The sequence below is a fragment of the Stenotrophomonas sp. GD04145 genome (genome assembly GCF_029835135.1).
Classification (GTDB): domain Bacteria; phylum Pseudomonadota; class Gammaproteobacteria; order Xanthomonadales; family Xanthomonadaceae; genus Stenotrophomonas; species Stenotrophomonas maltophilia_P.
The window spans coordinates 28,052-53,608 of the sequence record NZ_JAODZG010000010.1; the positions used below are offsets into that span (position 1 = coordinate 28,052).

Annotated in this window: 23 protein-coding genes; 13 read left to right on the plus strand and 10 right to left on the minus strand. The window is 67.2% G+C overall.

Annotated elements, in window-relative coordinates; translation table 11 throughout:
- The first annotated feature begins 19 nt into the window (after positions 1-19).
- From msuE to N7367_RS07780, 8 genes are all read left to right on the plus strand, one after another.
- Positions 20-601 (plus strand): FMN reductase, encoded by a 582-nt coding sequence (gene msuE / locus N7367_RS07745; protein ID WP_053517566.1) that lies wholly within the window; start codon positions 20-22, stop codon positions 599-601.
- A gap of 159 nt (positions 602-760) precedes the next feature.
- On the plus strand, positions 761-1,123 hold the full coding sequence (locus N7367_RS07750; RefSeq protein ID WP_053517565.1) for a DUF3088 family protein: 363 nt from the start codon (positions 761-763) through the stop codon (positions 1,121-1,123).
- Between the two features lie 14 nt (positions 1,124-1,137).
- On the plus strand, positions 1,138-2,133 hold the full coding sequence (locus N7367_RS07755) for an LLM class flavin-dependent oxidoreductase (RefSeq protein WP_053517564.1): 996 nt from the start codon (positions 1,138-1,140) through the stop codon (positions 2,131-2,133).
- 18 nt (positions 2,134-2,151) lie between these two features.
- Positions 2,152-3,495 carry an LLM class flavin-dependent oxidoreductase gene (locus N7367_RS07760; protein ID WP_279942109.1) on the plus strand — a complete coding sequence of 448 codons (1,344 nt, stop codon included), beginning with the start codon at positions 2,152-2,154 and terminating at the stop codon, positions 3,493-3,495.
- A gap of 4 nt (positions 3,496-3,499) precedes the next feature.
- Positions 3,500-4,714 (plus strand): M20 family metallopeptidase, encoded by a 1,215-nt coding sequence (locus N7367_RS07765; RefSeq protein ID WP_279942111.1) that lies wholly within the window; start codon positions 3,500-3,502, stop codon positions 4,712-4,714.
- The gene (locus N7367_RS07770) at positions 4,711-5,271 is read left to right on the plus strand and encodes a GNAT family N-acetyltransferase (RefSeq protein WP_279942112.1); all 561 of its coding nucleotides are present in this window, start codon (positions 4,711-4,713) and stop codon (positions 5,269-5,271) included. The genes N7367_RS07765 and N7367_RS07770 overlap by 4 nt, the downstream gene beginning before the upstream one ends.
- A complete protein-coding gene (locus N7367_RS07775; RefSeq protein ID WP_279942114.1) occupies positions 5,268-6,998 on the plus strand; it encodes an amino acid ABC transporter permease/ATP-binding protein in 1,731 nt (576 codons plus the stop codon). Before N7367_RS07770 ends, N7367_RS07775 begins: the two co-directional genes overlap by 4 nt.
- 16 nt (positions 6,999-7,014) lie before the next feature.
- The gene (locus tag N7367_RS07780; protein WP_128990415.1) at positions 7,015-7,989 is read left to right on the plus strand and encodes an ABC transporter substrate-binding protein; all 975 of its coding nucleotides are present in this window, start codon (positions 7,015-7,017) and stop codon (positions 7,987-7,989) included.
- Between the two features lie 59 nt (positions 7,990-8,048).
- Here N7367_RS07780 and N7367_RS07785 read toward each other — a convergent pair whose 3' ends face one another.
- Positions 8,049-11,165, minus strand: a complete 3,117-nt coding sequence (locus tag N7367_RS07785; protein ID WP_279942115.1) for a discoidin domain-containing protein — start codon at positions 11,163-11,165, stop codon at positions 8,049-8,051.
- Between the two features lie 473 nt (positions 11,166-11,638).
- Between N7367_RS07785 and N7367_RS07790 the strand changes: the two genes are divergently transcribed.
- Positions 11,639-12,601, plus strand: a complete 963-nt coding sequence (locus N7367_RS07790) for an SDR family NAD(P)-dependent oxidoreductase (RefSeq protein ID WP_279942116.1) — start codon at positions 11,639-11,641, stop codon at positions 12,599-12,601.
- Here the strand turns inward: N7367_RS07790 and N7367_RS07795 are convergent.
- Both N7367_RS07795 and N7367_RS07800 read right to left on the minus strand, forming a co-directional pair.
- The gene (locus N7367_RS07795) at positions 12,591-13,526 is read right to left on the minus strand and encodes an AraC family transcriptional regulator (RefSeq protein ID WP_279942117.1); all 936 of its coding nucleotides are present in this window, start codon (positions 13,524-13,526) and stop codon (positions 12,591-12,593) included. The genes N7367_RS07790 and N7367_RS07795 overlap by 11 nt on opposite strands.
- Before the next feature lie 26 nt (positions 13,527-13,552).
- Positions 13,553-14,632, minus strand: coding sequence for an MBL fold metallo-hydrolase (locus N7367_RS07800; protein WP_065181371.1), 1,080 nt, complete (start codon positions 14,630-14,632; stop codon positions 13,553-13,555).
- Positions 14,633-14,735: 103 nt separating this feature from the next.
- Here N7367_RS07800 and N7367_RS07805 point away from each other — a divergent pair, with 103 nt between their 5' ends.
- Together N7367_RS07805 and N7367_RS07810 are read left to right on the plus strand one after the other, a co-directional pair.
- Positions 14,736-15,347, plus strand: a complete 612-nt coding sequence (locus N7367_RS07805; RefSeq protein ID WP_065175563.1) for a TetR/AcrR family transcriptional regulator — start codon at positions 14,736-14,738, stop codon at positions 15,345-15,347.
- Positions 15,348-15,471: 124 nt separating this feature from the next.
- A complete protein-coding gene (locus N7367_RS07810) occupies positions 15,472-16,500 on the plus strand; it encodes an aminoglycoside phosphotransferase family protein (RefSeq protein ID WP_053517554.1) in 1,029 nt (342 codons plus the stop codon).
- Between the two features lie 7 nt (positions 16,501-16,507).
- On the opposite strand, the gene N7367_RS07815 is transcribed toward N7367_RS07810, so the two are convergent.
- From N7367_RS07815 to N7367_RS07845, 7 genes are all read right to left on the minus strand, one after another.
- Complete coding sequence (locus tag N7367_RS07815) at positions 16,508-17,395, minus strand: DMT family transporter (RefSeq protein WP_065175629.1); 888 nt, start codon at positions 17,393-17,395, stop codon at positions 16,508-16,510.
- A 32-nt stretch (positions 17,396-17,427) separates the two neighbouring features.
- On the minus strand, positions 17,428-18,489 hold the full coding sequence (murB, locus tag N7367_RS07820; RefSeq protein ID WP_279942118.1) for a UDP-N-acetylmuramate dehydrogenase: 1,062 nt from the start codon (positions 18,487-18,489) through the stop codon (positions 17,428-17,430).
- Between the two features lie 8 nt (positions 18,490-18,497).
- A complete protein-coding gene (locus N7367_RS07825) occupies positions 18,498-19,553 on the minus strand; it encodes a quinone-dependent dihydroorotate dehydrogenase (RefSeq protein WP_065181373.1) in 1,056 nt (351 codons plus the stop codon).
- A gap of 8 nt (positions 19,554-19,561) precedes the next feature.
- Positions 19,562-20,329, minus strand: coding sequence for a class I SAM-dependent methyltransferase (locus N7367_RS07830; protein ID WP_053517550.1), 768 nt, complete (start codon positions 20,327-20,329; stop codon positions 19,562-19,564).
- Positions 20,330-20,334: 5 nt separating this feature from the next.
- On the minus strand, positions 20,335-20,619 hold the full coding sequence (locus N7367_RS07835) for a DUF4190 domain-containing protein (protein WP_053517549.1): 285 nt from the start codon (positions 20,617-20,619) through the stop codon (positions 20,335-20,337).
- A 76-nt stretch (positions 20,620-20,695) separates the two neighbouring features.
- Positions 20,696-21,499 (minus strand): SDR family oxidoreductase, encoded by an 804-nt coding sequence (locus N7367_RS07840; protein ID WP_279942119.1) that lies wholly within the window; start codon positions 21,497-21,499, stop codon positions 20,696-20,698.
- Positions 21,499-23,031, minus strand: coding sequence for an aldehyde dehydrogenase family protein (locus tag N7367_RS07845; protein WP_065175566.1), 1,533 nt, complete (start codon positions 23,029-23,031; stop codon positions 21,499-21,501). Before N7367_RS07845 ends, N7367_RS07840 begins: the two co-directional genes overlap by 1 nt.
- A gap of 483 nt (positions 23,032-23,514) precedes the next feature.
- Between N7367_RS07845 and N7367_RS07850 the strand changes: the two genes are divergently transcribed.
- Entirely contained in the window at positions 23,515-24,972 is a 1,458-nt protein-coding gene (locus N7367_RS07850) for an undecaprenyl-phosphate glucose phosphotransferase (protein ID WP_279942120.1), read from the plus strand.
- A gap of 149 nt (positions 24,973-25,121) precedes the next feature.
- Entirely contained in the window at positions 25,122-25,556 is a 435-nt protein-coding gene (locus N7367_RS07855; protein WP_053516763.1) for a low molecular weight protein-tyrosine-phosphatase, read from the plus strand.
- The last annotated feature ends 1 nt before the right edge of the window (position 25,557 follow it).

Below are 25,557 nucleotides of genomic sequence, written 5' to 3' on the forward strand. Positions count from 1 at the left end.
CGTTACCGAGGAGAGTGGCATGTCATCTGGGTTGAAGATTGTTGCGTTGATCGGATCGCCAACGGCATCGGTGAATTCGCGCACGCTGTTGCTGGTACGGCACCTGCTGGAGGCGCTGCAGCAGCGCCTGCATGCCAGCGTGACACTGGTGGAGCTGGCGCCGATTGCACGCGCGCTGGGGCAGACGCTGTCGCGCAGCGAGGCCGAGCCCGCGGTGGAACAGGCGCTGGCCACCCTCGAGGACGCCGAGCTGCTGGTGGTGGCCGCACCGGTCCATCGTGGCTCGTACCCGGGGTTGTTCAAGCACCTGGTGGACTTCATCGACCTCGAGGCGCTGGTGGACACCCCTGTGCTGCTGGCGGCCACCGGGGGCAGCGAGCGGCATGCGCTGGTGATCGACCATCAGCTGCGACCGTTGTTCAGCTTTCTGCAGGCGCATACGTTGCCCATCGGCGTGTACGCCACACCAGCCGATTTCGATGGCGAGCAGATCAACAGCGCGGCGTTGCAGGCGCGCATCCAGTTGGCTGCCGAGCGCGCTGCCGGGCATCTGCTGCCGCATGCCGCCAGCGGGCCGGCGCCCCTGCGCCGCATCGCCTGAGCTGCCCATAACGGCCAGCAGTCTGCTTATTGCCAACCTGCATCTGCGTGGCCGGATCCGACCGGCGATTGTCGCCAGCAGGTACGGGCGCGGCGCACAGCTTCTCTAGCATCGATAGCGAAACGGCACTTCATTGCCGGCCCAGACGAGGACGAACCCGTGGCTGCAGCTGCCTCCCCCAAACCCATCCTGTTCCTGCTTGATCGCGAGTTCGTCGACGGCCAGTTGCCGGGCCAGCGCTTCTTCTGCCGGCACAGCCTGCTGCTGGAAGGCGCGCTGTCCAGCATCGACGGCCTGGATGCACAGCTGGACGTGCGCCGCATCGGCTTCGCGCGGCCACGCCGCGAGGTGATCGCGGCGGTGGGCGAGCAGGACCAGTCGCTGCCGAAGCTGGTGCTGCCGCAGGGCGTGCGCAGCGAACACGCCAACGGTGCCTACCAGGACCGGCAGTACGTGACCGGTGCCGAGCCGATCCTGGCCGCACTCAATGGCCTGCTTGGCATTCCTGTGGCCCACCCCTGAGCGAGGACGCGGACATGAGCTACCTCATCAGCGTGCTGGACAAGAGCCCGGTGGCCGAAGGCGCAGGCGCCGAGCAGGCGCTGCGCAACAGCCTGCAGCTGGCCCAGCGTGCCGAACAGCTGGGCTACCACCGCTACTGGTTTGCCGAGCATCACGCCGCACCGACCCTGGCCAGTCCGGCGCCGGAGGTGCTGGCGGCATGGGTGCTGGCACAGACCCGGCGCATCCGCATCGGCAGCGGTGGCGTGATGCTGCGCCACTATGCGCCGTACAAGGTGGCCGAGAACTTCAACCTGCTGGCGGCGCTGGCGCCCGGACGCGTCGACCTGGGGGTGGGCAAGGCACCCGGTGGCCTGCCGGCGTCCACCGCAGCGCTGGCCGCGGGGCGACCGGCCTTCGCCGATTTCGATCAGCAGCTGCGCGATCTGGAAGGATTCCTGTCCGGCTCGCTGGCCGAAGATCATGCGCATGCCAATGCGCAGGCGCGGCCGGTGCCGCAGGTGGCGGCCGAGCGTTTCCTGCTGGGCGCCAGCCCGCAGAGCGCACGGCAGGCGGCGGAGCTGGGCTGGCGCTTCGTCTATGCCGCCCATTTCGACGGCGACCCGAAGCACATCGAAGCGGCGTTCGAGGCCTATCGCGCCGTATCCACGCAGCCGCCGTTGCTGGCCACCGTCGCTTTCGCGGCGCCCACCAGCGAAGCGGCGGCGCGCCATGTCGGCGCATTGCGTGTCTACAAGCTGCACCTCGGCCCGGGGCAGACGGTGAACCTGCCCAGCCCGGACGCCGCGGCCGAGTATGCCCGCCAGGTCGGCGTGACCGACTTCCGTATCGAAGAGACGCGGCCCAGCGTGCTGTCGGGCGACGCGCAGCAGGTGCGCGGGGAACTGGACGCACTGCACCGCCGCTTCGGCGTGGGCGAATTCATCCTCGATGCGCCGGTGGCCGACCTCGACGCACGCCTGGCATCCCTTGAACTGCTGTCGCCCGCGCCACGCGCGGCGGTGGCCTGACCTGCAGGAGCGATACCCATGAGCAAGACACCGCGCACCATCCCGTTCGGCATCATGCTGCAGGGACCGGGCAGCCACATGCATGCGTGGAAGCATCCGTCCAACCCGGCCGATGCCAGCGTGAACCTGGACTTCTACATCGACATCGCGCGCACGGCCGAAGACAACGGCATCGCGTTCGGCTTCGTTGCCGATGGGCTGTACATCAACGAGAAATCGATCCCGCACTTCCTCAACCGCTTCGAGCCGATCTCGCTGTTGTCCGCGCTGGCCACGGCGACGAAGAAGATCGGCCTGGCCGGCACGCTGTCCACCTCCTACAGCGATCCGTTCACCGTGGCCCGGCAGTTCGCCTCGCTGGACCTGATCAGCGGTGGGCGCGCCGGCTGGAACGTGGTGACCTCGCCGCTGGAAGGATCAGGCCGCAACTACGGCCGCCCGCATCCGGAACATGCGCTGCGCTACCAGATCGCCGACGAGTACCTGGAGGTGGTGCAGGGCCTGTGGGATTCATGGGATGACGATGCCTTCATCCGCGACCGCGAACAGGGCACCTTCTTCGCCGCCGACAAGTTCCGCCGCCTCGACCACAAGGGCCGCTTCTTCCAGGTCGAAGGCCCACTGAACATCCAGCGCTCCGCGCAGGGGCAGCCGGTGATCTTCCAGGCGGGCTCGTCCGACGACGGCATCGCGCTGGCCGGCAAGTATGCCGATGCGGTATTCACCCACTCGCCCTCGCTGGAAGAAACCCGTGCCTTCACCCAGAAGGTGAAGAACTCGGCCATCGCCCACGGGCGCAGCGGCAATGACGTTAAGATCTTTCCGGGCATCGGGCCGATTGTCGGCCACACCGCCGAGGAGGCGGAAGCCAAGTACCAGGCGATTGCCGCACTCGCGGGCCTGGACGATGCGCTGGCCTACCTCGGGCGCTTCTTCGACCATCACGATTTCAGCCAGTACGATCCCGACGCGCCGTTCCCCGAGCTGGGCGGGATCGGCAGCAATTCGTTCCGCTCCACCACCGACCGCATCAAGCAGGATGCCCGCGAGCAGGGCTTGAGCCTGCGCCAGGTCGCGTTGCAGGCGGTGAGCCCGCGGCCCAACTTCATCGGTACACCCGAGCACGTGGCCGACGAGTTGATCCGCTGGTTCGAGGCGGGCGCCAGCGATGGCTTCATTCTGGGGTTCGCGGCGCAGCGCGAGGGGCTGGACGATTTCGTGACCCTGGTACTGCCGATCCTGCAGGCGCGCGGGTATCACCAGCGCGAGCTGGAAGGGAAGACGCTGCGCGACCACCTGGGCCTGCCTTACAAGGCCAGCCGTCATTCGACGGCCGCCGAACCGGCGCGGAAGGTGGGGTGAGGCGATGAACGTACTGCGCCGGGCATCGTTGACTGTGGCGCCCACCGGGCCGACGGGCGTGCTGCCTGAAATAGCCGCACGCGCCGATGAGGCCATCGCCATCCGCCACGACCTGCATCGACACCCGGAGCTCGCCTTTGAGGAGCATCGCACCAGCGCACGCGTAGCCGAACTGCTGCAGCAGTGGGGCTATACGGTGACCACGGGCGTCGGCGGAACCGGCGTGGTCGGAACGCTGCAGCGGGGGCAGGGCAGCCGCCGGCTCGGGCTGCGCGCCGACATCGATGCGCTGCCGATCCAGGAGGCGTCCGGGCTGCCTTATGCCAGCCAGAACGAAGGACGGATGCATGCCTGCGGTCACGATGGACACACCGCGATCCTGCTGTCGGCGGCGCATTACCTGGCCCGGCACGGGCGCATCGATGGCACCCTGCAACTGGTGTTCCAGCCGGCGGAAGAAACCGGCTCCGGTGCGTCAAGGATGCTCGCCGACGGTCTGTTCGAGCGTTTTCCGGTGGATGCGATCTATGGACTGCACAACTGGCCGGGTGTGCCGGCGGGGCACTTCGGCTTTGTCGACGGACCGGCGATGGCATCGGTGGACTGGGCACGGTTGAGGGTGATCGGCAAGGGCGGGCATGGTGCGGAACCACAGGGAAGCGTGGATCCGATCCTCGCCGCCGCGCACATCGTCACCGCACTGCAGAGTGTGGTGTCGCGCAATGTGGACCCGCGGCAGATGGGCGTGGTGACGGTCGGTTCGATCCACGGTGGGCAGGCAGCCAACGTGATTCCCGATGTGGTGGAGCTGACGCTGACCGTACGCGCCTATCTGCCCGACGTTCGCGACAGGCTGCGCCGTCGCGTGACCGAGCTTGCCGAGCAGACCGCCGCCGCGTTCGGGGCGCGCGCCGAGATCGATTTCCCGCGTGGCTTCCCGAGCGTGATCAACCATCCGCAGCAGACCGCCTATATCCGTGAGGTGGCGCTGCAGGGATTCGGCGCAGGGCAGGTGCTGGATGCCTTCGCGCCGCGCACCGCCAGCGAGGACTTCGCCTTCCTGCTGCAGGCCCGGCCCGGAAGCTTCGTGTTCGTCGGCAACGGTGACAGTGCGCCGCTGCACAGCCCGCGCTACGCGTTCAACGATGCGGCCATCGCCCCTGCCGCCAGCCTCTGGGCGCGGCTGGCCGAACACTATCTGGTGGAGGACGCAGCATGAGTACGGCACCGTTCGAAGAGCGCTTCCTCTACACCTCGGTGGACGATCCACTGGCGCGGCCACTGTTCGATGGGCTCGAACAGGAGTACGACAGTCGTTACGCCGATGTGCGGCGACGCATCGGTGGCAGTGCGCGCGAGGAGTTGCAACGCTACCCGGCGCAGGCATTCGCTGCGCCGGTGGGAGCATTCGTGCTGCTGCTGCGTGAGGGTGTGGCCATTTCCGGCGGCGCGTTCATGCCTCACCGCGACCCGGATACGGCCGAGTTCAAGCGCATCTGGACACTGCCTGGCCTGCGCCGCCAGGGCATCGCCCGGCGGGTGCTGCAGGAGCTTGAAGATCAGGCTGCACGCCAGGGTTATCGCCGCGTGTACCTGACCACCGGCTTCCGCCAGCCCGAGGCGGTCGGCCTGTACCTGAGCCATGGCTACACCGCACTGTTCGATCTGTCTGCCGACCCGGAATCGATCGCCCATCTGCCGTTCGAGAAGCAGCTGCGGGCATCTGCGCGCCCGCCGGCATCAATCGCCGCCGCCGTGCAGGGAGTCCACGCATGAGTACGCCGTCCACCGCGATCGAGGGTCTGGCCGCGCGTCCGGCACCGGCATTGAAGATCGTGCCGGCGCGGCATCCGCTGCAGGTGTTCGGCACGGTCCTGGCGCTGGCATTGATCCTGATCGGGCTGCAGTCGGTACTCGGCAATCCACGTTGGGGCTGGGGCACCTTCGCCGAGTGGTTCTTCGCCCGCCCGGTGCTGGAAGGGTTGGGTCGCACGCTGTTGCTGACCGCGCTCGGCACCGGCCTGGGCTTCGCGCTGGGCACGCTGCTGGCGCTGGCACGGGTATCCGGCTCGCCGTTGCTGTCGGCGGTATCGTGGGGCTACGTCTGGTTGTTCCGTTCGATTCCACTGCTGGTGCTGTTGCTGCTGCTGAACAATCTGGGCTATCTGTACAGCACGATCGAACTGGGCATTCCGTTCACCGGCATCAGCCTGTTCTCGTATCCCACCACCCAGCTGATCGGTGTGTTCACGGCTGCGGTGCTGGGCCTGACACTGAACCAGGCGGCGTTCTCGGCTGAGGTGATCCGCGGTGGCATCCTCTCGGTCGATCACGGCCAGTATGAAGCAGCGGCCGCGCTGGGCCTGCCGCGTGGCCGCCAGGTGCGGCGCATCATCCTGCCGCAGGCGATGCGCTCGATCCTGCCGGCCGCCTTCAACGATGTGATCGGCCTGGCCAAGAGCACGTCGGTGGTCTACGTGCTGGCGTTGCCGGAGCTGTTCTACACCGTGCAGGTGATCTACCGCCGCAACCTGGAGGTGGTGCCACTGCTGATGGTGGCCACGGTCTGGTACCTGGTGATCCTGACCGTGCTGTCGCTGCTGCAGCGGCGTGTGGAGCAGCGCTTCGCGCGTGGCCAGCTGCAGCGTGAGCGCAGCGTGTCGCGGGTATCCTCGCCCGCGCCGCGTGCGGCATCGCCGGTTGCGGTGCGGCCGCGCATCGCGGGCGCGGCCGAGGCCGGACAGGGAGCGCCGATATCGCTGCACGGTGTCGGCAAGGCGTTCGACGGGCAGCCGGTACTGGAGGACATCACCCTGGAACTGCGCGGCGGCAGCGTAACGGTGCTGATCGGCCCGTCCGGTGCCGGCAAGTCGACCCTGCTGCGGCTGATCAACCACCTGGAGCGCGCCGACACCGGCTTCGTCAGCGTCGGTGGCCAGCTGATCGGCTATCGCCGTGACGGCGACACCCTGTACGAGCTGCCGGAGCGCGAGATCCGCCGCCGTCGTGCCGAGGTGGGCATGGTGTTCCAGGGCTTCAACCTGTTCCCGCACCTGACCGCGCTGGAGAACATCATCGAGGCGCCGATGGCGGTGCGCGGTGTGCCGCGTACGCAGGCCGAACAGCAGGCGCGCGTGCTGCTGGAGCGCGTCGGTCTGGCGGACAGGGCCGATGCGTTCCCGCGCCAGCTGTCAGGTGGCCAGCAGCAGCGCATCGCCATCGCCCGTGCACTGGCCCTGCAGCCGAAGGTGCTGCTGTTCGATGAGCCGACGTCGGCGCTGGACCCGGAACTGGTGGCCGAAGTGCTCAGCGTGATCGAAGAGCTCGCCCGTTCCGGCACCACGCTGGTGATCGTCACCCACGAACTCGGCTTCGCCCGCCGCGTTGCCGACCACGTGGTGATGATGGACCAGGGCCGGGTGATCGAGCAGGGCACGCCCGAGGCCATATTCGAACACCCGCGCCAGCAGCGCACCGCCGATTTTCTCGCCAAGACCCTCTGATCCGGATGTGACCCCCATGAGTCCTGCAACGTCTCGTCGTCCCTCGCGCAGCACCCTGCTGGTCATCGCTGTGCTGGTCATCGGCATTGCCGGCATCGTCTATTCCCGTGCACGGCAGGGACCGGAGGCCGTGCCCGCAGCGACCAGCAGCCTGGCCGGTGCCGGCGCGCCAGCGCTGCGGGGGACCGTGGATCCGAAAGCGCAGGCGCTGGTTCCGGCGGACTTCCGCTTCGTGACGCCGGGCACGTTGACCGTCGCGACGCATCCCGGTCAGTTGCCGCTGGCCGACTATGGCGCCGACAGCAAGGAAGTGATCGGCATCGAGCCGGACATCGCACGGCTGGTGGCCGATGCGCTGGGCCTGAAGCTGGTGGTGGTGCCGGTCGCCTGGGCCGACTGGCCGCTGGGACTGGAGTCGGGCAAGTACGACGCAGTGCTGTCCAACGTAACCGTGACCGAAGAGCGCAAGAAGAAGTTCGACTTCTCCAGCTACCGTTATGACCTGCTCGGCATCTATACGCGCACCGACGGGCCCATCCAGAAGATCGAGAAGCCGGCCGATGTCGCTGGCCTGAAGGTGGTGGTCGGTGCCAGCACCAACCAGGACCAGATCCTGCGGCAGTGGGATGCACAGAACATCGCGGCCGGGCTGGAGCCGGTGCAATACCAGTACTTCGATGATTCGGTGGTCGGCCGCCTGGCCGTGATCACCGGCCGGGCCGATGTGTCGTTCGAACCCAACGCTACCGGCGCGTACTCCGCGCGCGATGGCAAGGTGCGGCGCGTTGGCCTGTTTCCGGGCGGTTGGCCGAACGCTGCTGCGATCTCGGTCACCACGCGGAAGGGCAGCGGCCTGGCCGATGCGGTGACCCAGGCGCTCAATACCCAGATCGGCAGCGGCACCTACGCACAGGCACTGGCGCGCTGGAACGTGACCGAGGAAGCCGTGCCGCAGTCGCAGACCAACCCGCCGGGCTTGCCGGATCTCTGAGGCCGGGCGTGCCCCGGCACCAAGCCGGCTTCCTTAGAACCGAGCCATGCTCAGCTGCTCTACCAGCGCGCCTCCAGCGTCCTGAACGGCTTCGCCAACCGTACACCCTCGGCATCGAAGTCGGAAACGCTACGGCCGTCCACGCGCACCTGCTTCGGTGCCGTGCGCGCGGGCCACCAGACCTTGACGGCCGTGGCGCTGCGCAGCCCTTCGCCGAGCGTCACGGTCAGCGTACCGTCGCGTTGCTGTGCCTGCATCCGCAGCGTGCCGTACGCCGTCGGCAGGCGCTCCACCGCAAGGCCATCGCCGGCCAGCCAGGAGGGCGGCGTGCCCGGCAGCAGTGACAGGGCATCGTCGTCCTCGCGCATCAGCATCCCGAACAGGGTGCGGCCGTATTCGGCACCGATCCAGGTGTGCGGCATGTCGCCCAGGTAGCGCGGAAAACGCAGCCGTGAGTGCACGACTTCGGCCAGCACCTGCCATTGCAGCGGGCGACGGTCGCGCAGCAGGCCCTGCAGCAGTTCGTCGGCCGCTGCGGGCTGGCCCAGATGCACATAGCTCAGGACGTTGCGGATTTCATAAGGGGTGTACGCATACAGCGCACCGGGCTGGTTGCGCTTGCGGACGTCGTCAAGATAGCGGGCAAAGGTGGTGCGCAGCGCATCAGCCGGCAGCACGCTCTGCGCACCGGTGGGATCCAGCGCGATGGAGACGCCGGTCGGGTCGCCATCGCCAAGATCGGCGGAGGAGGGAATGAAATCGATGCCCTTCCACGCCATCGTCGCGCGGATCGAAGCGTGCAGCGCGTCATACAGCGCCTTGTACTGCCCGCGTGCCCAGGTGGCGGTGGCGTGGTCGCCGAGTGATTCAGCCAGCCATGCGCCGTCATGCCAGCCCTTCAGGCCCCAGTAGTCGTCCCAGTAGCTGTGGGTGGGAGAGGGATAGCCCTCGTGGCTGATCGACGGTGCCAGGATGCCGGCAAAGCGTTCCGGCGCCGGTTGATCGGCCTTGTAACCGGGTACCAGCGTGCGCTCACGCAGTTCCTGCAGGAAGCGCAGCGCGGCCTTCACTTTCGGCAGGTACGCACGCACGGACTCGGGGCCACCGTCGAGGCGCGCGACATCGGCCACCAACGCGACGTACTGGCCCTGGCTGTCGTACTCGATGTCCGATCCGAAGCCGGTGTTGACGCTGCCATCGTCATTGAGGATCGGCGACACCAGCCCGTTGGCATGTACCCCGTGTTCGCTGTACCACGCCAGGTAGTCGCGCGCGACCTTGGCTTCGCCCATCCGCAGCAGCACCGCCGAGGTGGCCATGCCGTCTCGGATGAAGGAGCGGTTGTAGTTGCGTGGGCCGGGTTGCATGGCCGGGCCGGTCTGGTTGATCAGCATGTACGCGGCCTGGGCACGCAGCATGTCGACCAGCGACGGATCGGGCAGGCGCAGGCCGACCTGGCCCAATCGTGCCTGCCAGTCCGCGGAGGCTTCGGCGGCCAGCGTCTCGAAGCCGGCATCGGCATCGCCTGGCAGGCGCGCGAGGTCCAGTGCCGGTGGCTCCGGAAGTACACCCTTGGCGTCGGCCGCCGCCGTACCCAGCGGGAAGGCGACGACCACGGATTGGCTGGCGCCGGGCGCCAGTGTGATCCGGTAGTCCAGCGCCGCCGCCGCCAGCCCACGCGCATCGGTGACCTGGCGTGCGCCGGGCAACCGGCCCGAAGCGATGGCGGAGGTGATCTCGGTTTCGCCGTTCGGGCCGAACGGTGCCGCGCCGGAGGCGCTGACCGCCGACAGCGAGTGCAGCAGGGTATGACCATTGACGCGCACGCTCTGGCCGTCGATGGCCACGTCGCGGATCGGCGACAGGCCACCGTTCTGCCACGGCGGGTTCATCTGCATCGGCCGCACCACCAGACTCAGCGTGCCCTCGACCGGCGTGGTACCGGTATTGCGCAGTCGATGCCGGAGGAAGGTGACGGGCTGGCCGTCGCGCTCGATCGCGAACGCTTCGCTGCGCAGTTCCAGACCGGGCTGCGGCGACCAGGTGGCCGAGGGCATCGGCTTCCAGCCGTCGCGCAGGGCATGCTGCACGGTCTGTTCCGCGGCACCGGCGGCACGCCCATCGGCATTGCGCCAGATCGGCTGCACCAGCGGCGCGCCCTTGAATGCCTCGATATTGCCGTATTCGTCGAAGATCGATTTCTGCCGTCCGGCATGCACACCCACCGCGGTCCAGTACGTCTGCTGCATCTGCAACGACGCCGGGAACAAGCCACGCTGCGCGCCGCTGGCGGCGATCTGGTACTGCTTCATCGGCGTCATCACGGCCTTCGGGCCGAGCAGGCGCAGGCGCGTGACCTGTGGCGAGGGCCCGTCGACGATGAGCCGCAGGGCACGCACATCGTGCACCGTATCGCTGGCCAACCAACTCTGGGCATGGCTGGCGGCGTGCGTGTCCTGCGCCAGCGGCTGCCAGCGCCCCTGCGCATCCTGGGCCTGCAGGCGTGCGGCGCCACGCTGGCCCGCCCACTCCACCGCCAGGCCGGTGCCCGGCTGAGCGCGCGGCAGGGTGATTTCAAGCACATGGCTGCCCTTGCCATCGGTAGGGAGGGCGACGCCGCTACCGCCTTGCCACAACGCGGCTGCCTGTGCGCTGTCGAGTCCGTGCACGCGTGCACTGAGCGTGGCGTCCAAGGGTTCCATCTCGAAGATGGAGACCCCCCAGTCCGACGTGCGCTGGGGACTGGCCAGCCTCAGATAGCGCGCCTGGCGCGGTTCGAAGTACAGCGTCTCCACATCGCCCAGCGAGTCGGCCATGGTGTAGGCGGTCTGCCACTGCCGGCCGTCCATCGAGGTCTGCAGCGTGTAGCCCTCGGGATTGGAGACATCCCAGGTCAGGCGCGCGCCCCCGAGCAGGGCAGGCGCGCCCAGATCGATCTGGAACCAGTGTCCGGGGCTGAAGGCGCCGCCGGTGACCGTCTTCGGGTCGTTGTCGATCAGATGACCGATGGCCATCGCCGGGACCTGCTGTGATGAGCTGCTGGCCTGCCACTGGCTGCGCGGTGGCAGTGTCTGCGCCTGCGCGGCGGGGGCCATCACGGCCAGCGGCAGCAGAGCGCGCGCGACGTAGCGCAGGCAGGCCCAGGAGGGGCGGAAGCGATCAGCACGCAGCGTCATGTCGACAGCCTTGGAGGTTCGGCCAGGATCGGGCAGGCGCTACGCTAGCAGGGGGTGTAATCGTTTACATGACGCGCTGCAATAGGGGCGGCACCGGCAGCGCCATGGTGCGCTGCATCCCGAATGCGGCAAGGGCCTGATCGGTGCCTCCCTGGAAGCCACCCCCCCGTCCGGCGACACGATTGCACGTTCCGGCGTGCAGAACTGCGCAAGTGTCGGTCGGCGCTTCAGCCGTGGATGATCGCGGCGGCCGGCCAGGACGTAGTGCCTTCGCTGGCACTGCGGCCGGACCTCGCCGAAAGGAAAGCGGTCCAGGGCTGCACATCGGCGGATGATGCCCTGGCGCTGGACGTTCTCGATGGAATCACGGCGTCCTGCGCATTCCGTGCCGTCAGGTGGGTTTCCACAATGACACGCAGCGATGCATCGCTCGCATCGGCATCGTGTCCCCCGTCATTCAAGGAATCACACCCATGAGCAGTGCTCAAACCCCCATCGGATCTGGATTCGGCGCACACAGCACCGCGCACGAGGTACTGGCCGGGCAGGATCTGTCCGGCAGTACGGCCGTGGTCACCGGCGGCCATTCCGGCCTGGGGCTGGAGACCACGCGCGCGTTGGCTGGCGCAGGTGCCCACGTCATTGTCGGCGCACGCGATGTGGATGCGGCGCGGCAGGCGCTGCTGGGCCTGGACCGTGTCGAGGCACGCTCGCTTGATCTGACCGATCTTGCCAGTGTCCGCCGCTTTGCCGAGGACATCGTTGCGTCAGGCCGGCGAGTCCGCTACGTGATCAACAGTGCTGGCGTGATGGCGTGCCCGCAGACGCGTGTTGGCCCGGGTGCCGAGCTGCAGTTCGCGACAAACCACCTGGGGCATTTCGCACTGGTGAATCTGCTTTGGCCAGCCATTGCTGATGGCGGCAGGGTCGTTTCGGTATCGTCCGCAGGGCATCATTTCTCGCCCATCCGTTGGGACGATATCAACTTCCTGCAGGGCTACGACAAATGGCAGGCCTATGGGCAATCAAAGACCGCCAATGTGCTGTTTGCGGTGCATCTGGACCTGCTTGGCCGGGAACGGGGAATCCACGCGTTCGCCCTGCATCCGGGGGCCATCATCACGCCGCTGCAGCGCCACGTCCCGCGCGAGGAGATGATCGCATTGGGCTGGATGAGGGAGGATGGCGCGCCGGCCAACCCCGATGCGCTGAAGACGCCGCAACAGGGTGCCGCGACACAGGTCTGGGCAGCGACATCGCCCCTGCTGGAAGGCAAGGGCGGACGCTACTGCGAGGACTGCGACGTTGCCGTGCTGGCTTCCGATGATCCGCAGGCGTTGTCCGGCGTGAAGCCGTACGCGATCGATCGTGTGCAGGCGCAACGGCTCTGGGAGCTGTCGGCCAGGCTTACCGGCATCGACATGATCAGCCGCTAGGCAGCCGGTGCCGTGCCCCGCAGGAGTGCCGGGCGCGGTAGGCGGTGGGTGTCTGCTTCATGGTGCGTTTGAAGGCACTGCTGAAGGCGCTGTCGGACTCATATCCAAGACGCTCGGCGATCACCGAGATCGTCAACTGCCCGTCCCGCAGCCACCGCGATGCGAGGTGCATGCGCCAGCGCGTCACGTATTCCAGGGGTGACAGTCCACAGACCTGCTTGAAGCGCAAAGCGAAGCTGGATCGTGACGTGCCCGCGAGGGCGGATAGCTCGCTTACCGTCCACCGGCGCGCAGGATGGGCATGGATGGCATGCATCACCGGCGCGAGGCGAGGCTCGGACAACGCGGCCAGCCATCCGGGGCACTCGGGCGGAGCTTGGCTCAGATGGATGCGCAGCGCCTGTACCAGCATCATGTGTCCCAGATGCTGGGTCATGGCGGCCGTACCCGGGGAGGGGGATGACAGTTCCCGGGCAATACGCTGCAGCGCCCAGTGCAACACCGCCGCCTGCTCGGAATCGCCGCGGATGACGAGGGCAGGCGGCAGGCTGCCGAGCAGGAGATCGGCAGCCTCACCGAAACTGAAGCGGCTGCCGAGCAACTGCAGGTCCTGGCCATCGCCGCACTGTGCGACACCCTCCACCGCGTCGCGATAGAGATCGTCCGCGTCCCGCACAGGCAGCCCAAGGTCACTGGCCAGCACGAACCGGCGTCCCCGCGACAGCAGCACGCAGTCACCCTGCTGCAATCGTATCGGCGTGTCCATGCCGTCCACCCGCAGCCAGCACGCGCCGTGCAGCACGGCATTGAACTTCAGTGCATCCAGCGGGGAGAAACGCAGCGCCCACGCGCCACCGGCCCTGAGCCCGCCGAAGTACAGCGGTTGGTTGGCCAACGTGGAAAGAATGTCCGACAGAGGATCCATGCGCGCGATACCGTTGCCAGGCAAGCTCAGCGCAGCGCCACCTGTTCCCACCAGCGCGTGCCTGCCTGCGGCGCCTGCATGTCCAGCGCCTCGCCCATCATCGGCGTGGCGATCGGCACATCGTGCGCGGCTGCCAGCGCGGTGATGCGCTCGAAGGGCTGTTGCCAGTCGTGCAGGGCCAGGTCGAAGGTGCCGTTGTGGATCGGCAGCAGCCACTTGCCGCGCAGGTCCAGGTGGGCCTGCAGCGTCTGCTCCGGCTGCATGTGCACGAATGCCCAGCGCGGATCGTATGCGCCGGTTTCGATCATGGTCAGATCGAACGGGCCGTACTTCTCGCCGATGGCCTTGAAGCCATCGAAGTAGCCGGTGTCACCACTGAAGAAGATGCGGAAGTCGCCGTCCTGGATGACCCACGAGGCCCACAGGCTGCGGTCGCTGTCGCCCAGGCCGCGGCCGGAGAAGTGCTGGCCGGGTGTGGCGGTCAGGCGCAGGCCATCGGCTTCGGTCGATTGCCACCAGTCCAGCTGTTCGACCTTGTCCGCGTCCACGCCCCAGGCGATCAACTGATCACCCACACCCAGCGGCGCGATGAAGCGCGTGGTCTTGCCCGCCAGCTGCATCACCGCAGCGTGATCCAGGTGGTCGTAATGGTTGTGCGAGAGGATCACGCCGGCGATCGGCGGCAGCTGTTCGATGCTGATCGGCGGGGCGTGGAAGCGCGCAGGGCCCATCCACTGCACCGGTGACGCCCGTTCGGAGAAGACCGGGTCGGTCAGCCAATACTGGCCGCGCAGCTTCAGCAGGATCGTCGAATGCCCCAGCCGGAACAGGCTGCGATCCGGCGCGGCTTCCAGCGCGGCACGATCCAGCGCCTGCACCGGAATGGCGCCCGCGGGTACGGTCCCCTTCGGCTTGTTGAACAGGAACGTCCACCAGATCTCCAGCCCGTTGCGCAGGCCCATCGCCGGCCGCGGCAGTACGTTGTGGAACTTGCCCTCGCGGTACTGCGGGGAGTCGGGGAAGTCGGGGAGGGACCAGGACTTGCAGAAGGTGTAGGCGGTCACGGCGAGGATTCCAAGCAGGAGGACAAGGAGCAGGCGCTTCATGGGTGACGTCCGCAGGGTACACTGCACAGTGTAGTTTCCTGCTGCGGAAAAGTATACTCATCGGTGTAAAATGGGGGTATCCGTTCAGTTATCTGGTGTCGCCATGTCCCGTCCGCCGCAGCGCCTGACCGACCGCAAACGCGAGGCCATCGTGCGCGCGGCGGTGGAGGAATTCCGCACGGCCGGCTATGAAGCCACCAGCATGGACCGGATCGCGGCAGCGGCCGGTGTATCCAAACGCACGGTCTACAACCACTTCCCCAGCAAGGAAGAATTGTTCTCGCTGATTCTGGAGGAACTCTGGGAACGCAGCATGGCCGGCGTCGAGCTGCCCTACCGTGCGGAGCAGCCACTGGAGCCGCAGCTGCTCGCGTTGCTGGAGCAGAAGCTGGAACTGCTGGGTGATGCCAATTTCATCGACCTGGCCCGCGTTGCCATGGCGGAGATCATCCATTCACCCGAACGTGCGCAGGCAATCGTCTGTCGCATGGGCGAGAAGGAGAGTGGGGAAAGCGCCTGGATCCGTGCAGCGATCGCCGATGGCCGGCTGCGTGCGGTCGATCCCGAATTCGCCGCCCATCAGCTGCATGGACTGGTGAAGAGTTTCGCCTTCTGGCCGCAGGTAACGATGGGGCAGGCGCCGCTGGGGGCCGACGAGCGCGCGCGGGTGGCGGCATCGGCGGTCGCCATGTTCCTGGGCCACTACGCGCGCTGACGCCATGGCAACCGCGTCGGCATGGCTCGCCCGGCCCGCAAGCACAGTGCTGTGACGGACATGTCTGTGCCGTCGATGCGCCATCTGCGATAGTGACGTCGGGTATCAATGCACGATTGCTTCCATGTCATCCGCTTCGGCGCGCCATATCGGCGAAGTCCTGCAACAGTCCTATGGCATCACCACCGCCGCCGTGGTGCCTCGCCCGGTTGGCGCAGACGCCAATGCCAGCGTTTACCGCATCGACGCGCGACGCGGTCAGTGGTGGTTGAAATGCCGCACCTACCAGGTGCAACCGGCGGTCTGGGACACGCTGCATTGGCTGCGGGGCACCCTGGGCATCGAGGAGATCGTGGCGCCCTGGCCGGCATTGACCGGCGGCGCGTCGGTCCAGCGCTGGGGCCTGCAGTTCACGCTGTTTCCCTACATCGAGGGCCAGTCCGGTTTCGAGGCGCCGCTCAGCCATGCGCAGTGGCTGCGCCTGGGCAACGTGCTGCGCCGGCTGCATGACGCTGAGGTGCCCGAATCGCTGCAACGCGCGCTGCCGACCCTGCGCCTTGAAGCGGATGCGTTGACCACCGTTGGGCGCTGGCTGCAGCCGGGCGATGCCTTGCCGGTCGCGCAGGATCGGTTGGGCAGCGCGTTCCTGGCCGTCTGGGAGCTGCGCCGCGAACGCATTGCCGAGGTCCACCGCCGCGCGTCGGAACTGCACGATGAACTGCGCGACGAACGGCCGCCGCTGCGGTTGTGCCATACCGACCTGCATGCGGGAAACCTGCTGATGGGTAACGAGGGCAACCTTCACCTGATTGATTGGGATGGCCTGTCCCTGGCGCCGCGCGAGCGGGATCTGATGTTCCCCGGCGCGGCGGTGGGTGGACGCTGGGGGCGCGAACGTCCGCTCGGTTTCGTGGAAGGGTATGGCCCGGACCTGGGGGACCCACGCTGGATCGCCTGGTACCGGCATTGGCGGATCCTGCAGGACCTGATCGAGTTCGAACAGGTGCTGCTGGGGGGCGACGCGCTGGAGCGCTCGCCGCAGCTGCGCCGTCAGTCGCTGCACTACCTGGGCGAACAGTTCGCGCCGGGCAATGTGTTCGACGCAGCCGAACGCGCGTATCGCGCGCTGGACGCGTCGCCGCTGCAGCGTTGACGGTGGATCATTCGGCGGGCTTGGCCGCCGCTGACGCCGCCGCCGTCGCCGCCCGCCGCGACAGCACGGCCTCGCGGTGGGCGATGTAAGCGTTGGCGGCCAGAATGATGCCCGCACCGACGATGGTCCAGCGGTCCACGGTCTCGTTGAACAGCAGCCACCCGCACAGGGTCACCAGCGGCAGCTGCAGGAAGCTGATCGGCGTCAGCGCCGACACTTCTCCCAGGCGCAGCGCGCGCGTCCACAGCAGCTGGCCGACCGTGCCCATCACGCCGGTGACCAGCAGCCACAGCCAGGCCACGCCACTGGGCCAGACCCAGACAAACACTGCCGGAACCAGCGAAAGCGGCACCCAGAAGACGTAGGTATAGAGCACTACGGTATCGGCGCTGTCCACGCGGGTGAGCTGCTTGATCTGGATGGCCACCAGTGAACTCAGCACCGCAGCGGCGACGGCGACCAGGCTGCCAGCGGTGAAGCCGGTGGTGCCCGGCCGCACGATCACCAGCACACCGATGAAACCGACCACCACTGCGGCCCAGCGGCGCACACGCACGGTTTCGCCCAACCACAGCACGGCGGCGATGGTGACGAACAATGGTGTGGAGTACGAGAGCGATACCGCCTGCGCCAGTGGCAGATGGCCCAACGCCCAGAACGCACACAGCATCGAACCCAGGCCGATCGCGCTACGCACGAAATAGCGTGGCAGCTGCTGGGTCTTCAGCGGCGCATGGCCCGGCCGCAGCAGCATCGGCAGCAGTGCCAGCAGGCCGAACGCGTTGCGGAAGAAGGCGACCTCCTGGGTCGGTACGTAACGGGTGGCGTAACGGATCGCCACCGCCATCATGCCGAACGCCAGGGTGCTGCCGAGCATCAGCAGCGCCGCCCGCATCGGGGTGGCGCCGGTGGAAAGGGCGGGGGTGTTCACCACTGTGCGCCGAGCAGGCGGGGCTCCGGTTCGATTGGCACGCCGAATTTCTCCAGCACCGACGCGGAAATGCGCCGCGCCAGCGCAAGCAGCTCGGCCCCGGTGGCGTTGCCATGGTTGACCAGGACCAGCGCATGGCTGGCAGCAACGCCTGCATCGCCCTCACGGAAGCCCTTCCAGCCGCAGGCCTCGATCATCCACGCTGCGGAGACCTTGCGCCGGTCCTCACAATCGGCCGGGAACACCGGCAGGTCCGGGAAATGCTGCAGCAGCACGTCGACCTGCTCCAGGGGCAGGACCGGATTCTTGAAGAAACTGCCGGCATTGCCCAGCACCTCCGGATCGGGCAGCTTGCGGCGGCGGATCGCGATGACTGCGTTGGCCACGTCCACGGCACTGGGCAGCTCCACGCCCTGCGCCTGCAGTTCTTCGCGGATGCCGGCATAGTCCATGCGCAGGTCGTGCAGCAAGGGCAGCTTCAGCTCGATGGCGGTGATCAGGTAGCGGTCTGCCTGCTGCTTGAACACGCTGTCGCGGTAGGCGAAGCCACACTGTTCGTTGTCCAGCCGCACCCAGGCCTGCTCGCGGCAGTCCCAGGCTTCCACTGCCTGGATGAACTCGCCGACCTGTGCGCCATAGGCGCCGATGTTCTGGATCGGCGCTGCACCGGCCGTGCCTGGAATCAGGGCCAGGTTCTCCAACCCGGACAGGCCTTCCTGCAGCGACCACATCACCAGGCCGTGCCAGGGCACGCCGGCACCGGCGCGGATCACCGCATGATCGGCGCGATGCTCCAGGAAACTGATGTCGCGGTTGCCGAACACCAGCACGGTGCCAGGCAGATCGTCGGCGATCAGCACATTGCTGCCGCTGCCCAGTACCAGCAGCGGTCCGCCGGAAACCTCCGGTAGCGCCAGCACTTCCGGCAGCAGCGATGCGTCATGCAGCTCCAGCAGCTGCGCGGCATTGGCACGCACGTGGAAGGTGTTCAGCGCCTGCAGCGGCGCGTTCCGGGTCAGTGTCCAGCGCAGCGGCGCGGCGGTGTCGAGTCCATCCATGGGGGCGCTCACAGCGGCGCCACCGCGCCACGGCTGGGCGCTTCGCGGCGGCGGCGGATCGCCTCCACGCATTCCGATACCAGCGCCGGCCCGCGGAAGATCAGGCCGCTGTAGCACTGCACCAGCGAGGCGCCCGCCGCCATCTTGGCCACTGCGTCGGCGCCGGACAGGATGCCGCCGACACCGACCAGCGGCACCGACTCGGGCAGGCGCGAGCGCAGCCGCCGCAGGACCAGGGTGGACTGTTCCAGGACCGGGGCACCGGACAGACCGCCGGCTTCGTTCGCCAGCGGATCGCCGGCCACCTTGCTGTGGTCGATCGTGGTGTTGGTCGCGATCACGCCGTCCACCTGCAGCTCGCCGAGCACGCGCGCAGCAGCGTCGATGTCGCGCTCGCTGAGGTCAGGCGCCACCTTCACCAGCATCGGTACGCGCCGGCCGTGCCGCGCGGCCAGGTCTTCCTGGCGGTCACGCAGCTGGCTGACCAGCTGGCGCAGTGCGGTTTCCTCCTGCAGCTCGCGCAGGCCGGCGGTGTTGGGCGAGGAGATGTTGACGGTGATGTAGTCAGCCAGCGGGTACACCTTGTCGAGGCAGGCCACATAGTCGTCGACGGCCTGCTCGTTGGGGGTGTCCTTGTTCTTGCCGATGTTGATGCCGAGCAGGCCGCGACGGTTGCGCGCGCGCTCGACATTGCGCACCAGTGCATCCACGCCGGCGTTGTTGAAGCCCATGCGATTGATGATGGCGTTGTGCGCCGGCAGCCGGAACAGCCGCGGCGTCGGGTTGCCCGCCTGTGGCCGCGGCGTGATCGTGCCGATCTCGACGAAGCCGAAACCCAGCGCGAACAGCGCATCGATGTGCTCGCCATTCTTGTCCAGGCCGGCCGCCAGGCCGACCGGATTGGGGAATGTCAGCCCGAACACGGTGCTCGGCAGCGGCGCGATGCGTGCGGCCAGCAGCGGCGTGGTGCCGGTGCGGTAGGCCACGTCCAATGCGGACAGGCCGAGGCCGTGGGCGCGCTCGGCGTCGAGCGAGAACAGGAAGGGGCGGGCAAGCGAATACATGCGTCGGTTCAGTCCAGCGTGCCGAGGAAGGCTCGGGTTCGATATTCAAAGGCGACCTGGCCGTTGACCGCGTGGGCCGCGAACAGATCCTGCAGTGCCGCCAGCATCGGCGCATGGCGCGGATGCCCGGGCTGTGGCGCATAGGAGGACGACAGCAGGCGGCCGCGCAGGGCGTCCAGATCCAGATGCTGCACGTTCGGCAGTTCCACCTGGCCGCGCAACCCGGCACCAAACCATGCCTGCATCGTGGCGTCATCCTGGTAGCGTTCGGCCACGGCGGAATAGTCCGTGCCGTAATCGAGCAGCAGCTGCTCATAGCCGACCAGGAACGGGCTGGCATCGAGCAGGCGTGAGTTCCAGTAGATCAGCGCCAGTCCGCCGGGGCGGAGGATGCGCTGCCATTCAACACGGACGGCGTCGGTGTCGAACCAGTGGAAGGCCTGCGCGGCACTGACCAGATCGACGCTGTGCTCTGCCAGGCCGGTGGCCTCGGCACGCCCATCGACGGCCTGGAACAACGGATATGCAGCCAGCCAGCCTTCGGCGGCGGCGCGCATGGCGGCGTTGGGTTCGACCGCGACCACAGGATGGCCGGTGTCGAGGAACAGACGGCTGGAGATGCCGGTACCGGCGCCGATGTCGGCCACCCGTGCATCGTGGTCGACGCCCATCGGTCCATGCAGCCATTCCATCAACGCCGGCGGGTAGTCAGGCCGATAACGGACATAATCGGCGACGCGGCTGCTGAAGCGTTCGGTGCTGTCGGAGGAGGTCATGGCGGTCAGTTCGACAGTGCGGCGAGCCAGGCCAGGCCACCGAAGAAGAGGATGAAGGCCAGGACTGCCGCCAGGGCGGCTGCCACCATCACCCAGCCCAGCACCAGCCCGGTGACGGCCAGGCCATCGCCTTCGAGTTCATGCGGGCGGCGGCGGATCTCGGCGCGGGCCATGTGGCCGGTGACGATGGCGACGATGCTGGCCACGAAGGGCAGGACAGTCCAGGCGGCAATGCCCATGACCAGGCTGACCACGGCCAGGGCGCTTGTCTGTCGGGGTGCCACGCTCATCGGGTCCTCCTTGCAGTACGCACATGATAGTGCCTCCGTCCGGGCAATCCCATGGGCAGTGCCCGGCCCGAGCGGTTCAGCCCATCAGTACCTGGCCACCATCGACGTTCAGCACGTGACCGGTGATCCAGCGCGCCAGCGGCGAGCACAGGAACAGCGCGGCATCGGCAATCTCGCGTGGCTGGCCGAAGCGGCCGAACGGAATTCTTGCCAGGGTGCCGTGATACAGCGCCGGGTCGCTGGTTTTGCGCCGGTCCCACAGACCGTCGGCAAACTCGATGGAGCCCGGGGCGATCGCGTTGACCCGGATCCGGTCCGGCGCCAGTGCCAGCGCCTGCGACGTGGTGTAGTGCGAAAGAGCGGCCTTGGCAGCCGCATAGGGAGCGCCCCCCGGCCGGGGTTGCTGCGCGGCGATCGAGGAGAGATTGAGGATGCAGGCGTCGCTCGATTCGCGCAGCCAGGGCAGGGCGAGCCGCGAGGCCCGCACCGCGGCCATCAGGTCGACCTGCAGGCTGGCGGCCCAGCCGTCTTCATCGTCGGCCATGCCGTAACTGGTGGCATTGTTGACCAGCACGTCGATGCCGCCCAGGGACGCTGCGGCCGCATACAGCCAGGCGTCGATCTGGCCGGGGTCGGCCAGGTCGGCGGCAAAGGCGTGCAGTGATGCCCCCTGGGCCGCTGCGTCGGCCAGCAGGGCGTCGAGCCCCGCCTGTCCTCGTGCGCAGACCGAGACATGGGCGCCGGCCGCAGCGAAGGCCAGGGCCATCTCACGGCCGATGCCCTTGCTGCCACCGGCAACCAGCACCCGGCGGCCGCTGAAGTCGAGGATTGGAGCCCCCGCCGGGGCCCCACCCTCGGCGCCGTCCGTGCCGGGATGCATCACAGGTCGAACTTGATGCCCTGGGCCAGCGGCAGCGAATCGGAGTAGTTGATGGTGTTGGTCTGCCGGCGCATGTAGACCTTCCATGCGTCCGAGCCCGACTCGCGGCCACCACCGGTGTCCTTCTCGCCACCGAACGCGCCACCGATCTCCGCACCGGAGGTACCGATGTTGATGTTGGCGATGCCGCAATCCGAGCCCGCGGCCGACAGGAAGCGTTCGGCGGTCTTCAGATTCTGGGTGAAGATCGACGAGGACAGGCCCTGCGGCACCCCGTTCTGCATGTCGATGGCTTCGTCGATGCTGTCGTAGGGCATCACGTACAGGATTGGCGCGAAGGTCTCGTGCTGGACCACGGCATCACTGTTCTTCAGGCCGCTGACAATGGCCGGCAGCACGAAGTTGCCGGCGCGGTCGATGCGGGTGCCGCCGGTCTCGATGGTGCCGCCGGCGGCCTTGGCCTGGGCAATGGCGTCGAGGAACTGCTGCACGGCACCTTCGCTGTTCAGCGGACCCATCAGGTTGGCGGCATCGGTCGGGTCGCCGATCTTGCCTTCCACCTGCTTGTACGCCTTGACCAGCGTGGCCAGCACGTCGGCGTAGATCGAGCGGTGCACGATCAGGCGGCGGGTGGTGGTGCAGCGCTGGCCGGCCGTACCGACGGCGCCGAACACGATCCCCGGCACAGCCAGCTTCAGGTCGGCGGTTTCGTCGAGGATGATGGCATTGTTGCCACCCAGTTCCAGCAGGCAGCGGCCCAGGCGGCGCGCCACCTTTTCATTGACGGTGCGGCCGACCTGGGTGGAGCCGGTGAAGCTGATCAGCGGCACGCGACGATCATCAACCAGCTTTTCCGACAGTGCGGTGCCGGCATCGTTGACCAGGTAGAAGATGTCCGGGAAGCCGGCTTCGCGCAGCGCGTCGTTGCAGATCTTCATCGAGGCGATGGCGGTCAGCGGCGTCTTGTTGGACGGCTTCCAGATGCACACGTCGCCGCAGATCGCCGCCAGGAATGCATTCCAGCTCCACACCGCGACCGGGAAGTTGAAGGCCGAAATGATGCCGACCAGGCCCAGCGGGTGGTACTGCTCGTACATGCGGTGGCCGGGGCGCTCCGAGTGCATCGTGTAGCCATACAGCATGCGGCTCTGGCCGACGGCGAAGTCGGCGATGTCGATCATCTCCTGCACCTCGCCATCGCCTTCCGGCTTGCTCTTGCCCATCTCCAGGGCAACCAGCGAGCCCAGCGCGTCCTTGTGCCTGCGCAGCGCCTCGCCGCACAGGCGCACGGCTTCGCCACGGCGCGGGGCAGGGGTGGTGCGCCACTGCTTGAACGCTTCCTGGGCGCGGGCGATCACCGTTTCGTATTCAGTCTCGGTGGTCGCACGCACCTGTGCGATCGGCTCGCCCGTGGTCGGGTTGACCGGGGTGATCAGCTCACCGCTGGCAGCGCTCGACCACTCCCCGTTGCCCAGGTACGTGCCAGCGTTGATCGCGTCCAGGCCAAGGGACTTGAGCAGCTCGGAAGACATGCAGACTCCTGTGTTTCGTTACGTTGTTTGGCGTCATCGCGGGCGGGTGGGGGGCGATGAACAGAACCGCCGATGGTAGCAGAGGGCGATGAGCGGCCTTGGTGCAGTGCAGGGTGCCAGGCCTGGCGGACGTGCTGGGACGGGACGTCCCGGCGGCGCCAATCGGGTTGATCCTTCGGGGCGTGATGGGATGATTCCGTGCATCAAACGTCAATTTCTGGACGCTGTCGGACGCAGTGAGAATCATTTTGACGCATTTTGAAATATTAAAAAATAGGAATAGTTCTAATGACTTAGGGGGGGGCGGGCGGGTGAATGGGCGCACGACGGGCTGCCGCTTCCTACCAATTGCCTTTCACATCATTCACAATCACGTTCGACTTATTGACGCAATTCCGTCTGTTCGCACCGGCTTGGGGAGGCTTGGTATGCGACAGCCATCACATTGTAGTGCTGGATCGGAAAACAGCTTGGAGAAGTGCAGTGCTACATGGATCGGTAGATGACCTCCCCGCAGAGCGTGCCGACGCCGGCCGCCGCCGGGTCGAAGCCCGGGCGGCCCTGGAACTGGGGCTTCGCCTCGGAGACCTGTTGCTCCTGCCCGGCATGGCTGCCTTGGCCCACGTCGTGTGCTACGGGACGGCGGCGCCCAATCAGTCCCAGCGCATCGTCTTCGGTGCGGTGATTCTCAGCGCCATCGTCTGCTTCTCCATCGCACCGGTCTACCGCAACTGGCGCCTGCGTGGCCTGCTGGCCGACCTCTGGCTGCTGCTGCTGGCCTGGTCCGGAAGCTTCGCCCTGTTCTCCCTGTATGCCGTGCTGGTGGGGCTGGCCGATGCCGTTCCGTCGCGCTGGCTGGTGGGCTGGTACATCGGCGGTCTGGCCTCGATGGTCGGCCTGCGCGTACTGCTGCGTGTCCAGCTGCATCGGTTGCGTTCGCGGGGACTGGATCACGAGCGGATCCTGCTGGTCGGCCTCCGGGCGCCGGCGCTCAGGCTGCATCGCCTGCTGCGCGGCAAGCCGGAGATGGGCAAGGAAGTGATCGGCTACTTCACCAGCAAGGGCGACATTGCCACCCGGCGTGGCGGCGATGCCCCGCAGCGCCTGGGCGCACTGGATGATGTGCCGCGCTACCTGGATGCGCACCGGGGGGAGTTCGACCAGGTCTGGGTGTCCCTGCCGCTGGGAGATACCGCGCCCATCCGTGACATGCTCAAGCAGATCGAGCGGTTCCCGGTGCCGATCCGCCTGATTCCCGATACCACGGGCCTGGGAGCACTGAACCCGGGCGTGCACCAGGTGGGCGATGTGCCGATGATCGGCGTGCGCCAGGGCCTGGTGGACCACAATTTCCGCCTGTTCAAGCGCATCGAGGACATCCTCGTGGCCGGCGTGGCGGTCATCCTGCTGGCGCCGCTGTTCGTGGTGCTGGCGATCGGCGTGAAGCTCAGTTCACCTGGCCCGATCCTGTTCCGCCAGCGCCGCCACGGCCTGGGCGGGAAGGAGTTCTGGATGCTGAAGTTCCGCTCCATGCGCGTGCATGAGGAAGGGACGGGGCAGATCACGCAGGCGACCCGGGGCGACCCGCGGGTGACCCGGTTCGGTGCCCTCCTGCGGCGCAGCAGCCTGGACGAGCTGCCCCAGTTCTTCAACGTGCTGGGCGGCAGCATGTCGGTGGTGGGCCCGCGTCCGCATGCGATCCAGCACAACAATCACTATGAACGGGTGATCGAACGCTACATGCACCGGCATTACGTCAAGCCGGGCATCACCGGCTGGGCGCAGGTGCACGGGCTGCGGGGCGAGACGCCGGAACTTCGGTCGATGAAGAAGCGCGTGCAGTACGACATCGACTACATCCGTCGCTGGAGCCCGACCCTCGATGTTCGGATCATTGCCTTGACGGCGCTGAAGGTTCTCGGGCAGAAGTCGGCTTATTGAGCCTGCAGAACTGCGAACTGCGACGTAATTCCATGAGTTGCATGGCTATTTTCTCGCCAGCAGCGGCGCTGTAAGGTAATCTGTGCAGCTGTCAGCGCTCCGCCCGTTTCGCGGCGGGGCCTGCATGGAATGCCACAGGATCCAGGTCAGTGTTCAATAACGTACTTTTTGTTTGCGTCGGCAATATCTGCCGCAGTCCCTCGGCTGAAGTGATGCTTCGACGGGCGGTTCAGGGCAGAGGCATCCAGGTGTCTTCCGCAGGTCTGGGAGCACTCGTCGGGCATGGTATCGACGCCACTGCCCAGGCGCTGCTGGTGGAGCAGGGCATGGATGGGCTGGCTCACCGCGCACGCCAGATCGATGATGCGATCCTTGGGGCGGCCGATCTGGTGCTGGCCATGGAGCGTAAGCACATTCACCGCATCACCGAGATCGCGCCGCAGGCGTCGGGCAAGACCTTCCTGCTGGGCAAGTGGCAGCAGGACCGGGAAATCCCCGATCCTTATCGCCAGCAGCGTCCTGCTTTCGAGCATGTCTACAGATTGATGGCCGAAGGCATCGAAAGTTGGGTGCGGTACCTGTAGG

What these genes read in the sequence shown, in the direction of transcription:
- msuE (WP_053517566.1), top strand. Translation starts at nt 20, where the DNA reads ATGTCATCTGGGTTGAAGATTGTTGCGTTGATCGGATCGCCAACGGCA.
- N7367_RS07755 (WP_053517564.1), top strand. Translation starts at nt 1,138, where the DNA reads ATGAGCTACCTCATCAGCGTGCTGGACAAGAGCCCGGTGGCCGAAGGC.
- N7367_RS07760 (WP_279942109.1), top strand. Translation starts at nt 2,152, where the DNA reads ATGAGCAAGACACCGCGCACCATCCCGTTCGGCATCATGCTGCAGGGA.
- N7367_RS07765 (WP_279942111.1), top strand. Translation starts at nt 3,500, where the DNA reads ATGAACGTACTGCGCCGGGCATCGTTGACTGTGGCGCCCACCGGGCCG.
- N7367_RS07770 (WP_279942112.1), top strand. Translation starts at nt 4,711, where the DNA reads ATGAGTACGGCACCGTTCGAAGAGCGCTTCCTCTACACCTCGGTGGAC.
- N7367_RS07775 (WP_279942114.1), top strand. Translation starts at nt 5,268, where the DNA reads ATGAGTACGCCGTCCACCGCGATCGAGGGTCTGGCCGCGCGTCCGGCA.
- N7367_RS07780 (WP_128990415.1), top strand. Translation starts at nt 7,015, where the DNA reads ATGAGTCCTGCAACGTCTCGTCGTCCCTCGCGCAGCACCCTGCTGGTC.
- N7367_RS07785 (WP_279942115.1), bottom strand. Translation starts at nt 11,165, where the DNA reads ATGACGCTGCGTGCTGATCGCTTCCGCCCCTCCTGGGCCTGCCTGCGC.
- N7367_RS07790 (WP_279942116.1), top strand. Translation starts at nt 11,639, where the DNA reads ATGAGCAGTGCTCAAACCCCCATCGGATCTGGATTCGGCGCACACAGC.
- N7367_RS07795 (WP_279942117.1), bottom strand. Translation starts at nt 13,526, where the DNA reads ATGGATCCTCTGTCGGACATTCTTTCCACGTTGGCCAACCAACCGCTG.
- N7367_RS07800 (WP_065181371.1), bottom strand. Translation starts at nt 14,632, where the DNA reads ATGAAGCGCCTGCTCCTTGTCCTCCTGCTTGGAATCCTCGCCGTGACC.
- N7367_RS07805 (WP_065175563.1), top strand. Translation starts at nt 14,736, where the DNA reads ATGTCCCGTCCGCCGCAGCGCCTGACCGACCGCAAACGCGAGGCCATC.
- N7367_RS07810 (WP_053517554.1), top strand. Translation starts at nt 15,472, where the DNA reads ATGTCATCCGCTTCGGCGCGCCATATCGGCGAAGTCCTGCAACAGTCC.
- N7367_RS07815 (WP_065175629.1), bottom strand. Translation starts at nt 17,395, where the DNA reads ATGCGGGCGGCGCTGCTGATGCTCGGCAGCACCCTGGCGTTCGGCATG.
- murB (WP_279942118.1), bottom strand. Translation starts at nt 18,489, where the DNA reads ATGGATGGACTCGACACCGCCGCGCCGCTGCGCTGGACACTGACCCGG.
- N7367_RS07825 (WP_065181373.1), bottom strand. Translation starts at nt 19,553, where the DNA reads ATGTATTCGCTTGCCCGCCCCTTCCTGTTCTCGCTCGACGCCGAGCGC.
- N7367_RS07830 (WP_053517550.1), bottom strand. Translation starts at nt 20,329, where the DNA reads ATGACCTCCTCCGACAGCACCGAACGCTTCAGCAGCCGCGTCGCCGAT.
- N7367_RS07835 (WP_053517549.1), bottom strand. Translation starts at nt 20,619, where the DNA reads ATGAGCGTGGCACCCCGACAGACAAGCGCCCTGGCCGTGGTCAGCCTG.
- N7367_RS07840 (WP_279942119.1), bottom strand. Translation starts at nt 21,499, where the DNA reads ATGCATCCCGGCACGGACGGCGCCGAGGGTGGGGCCCCGGCGGGGGCT.
- N7367_RS07845 (WP_065175566.1), bottom strand. Translation starts at nt 23,031, where the DNA reads ATGTCTTCCGAGCTGCTCAAGTCCCTTGGCCTGGACGCGATCAACGCT.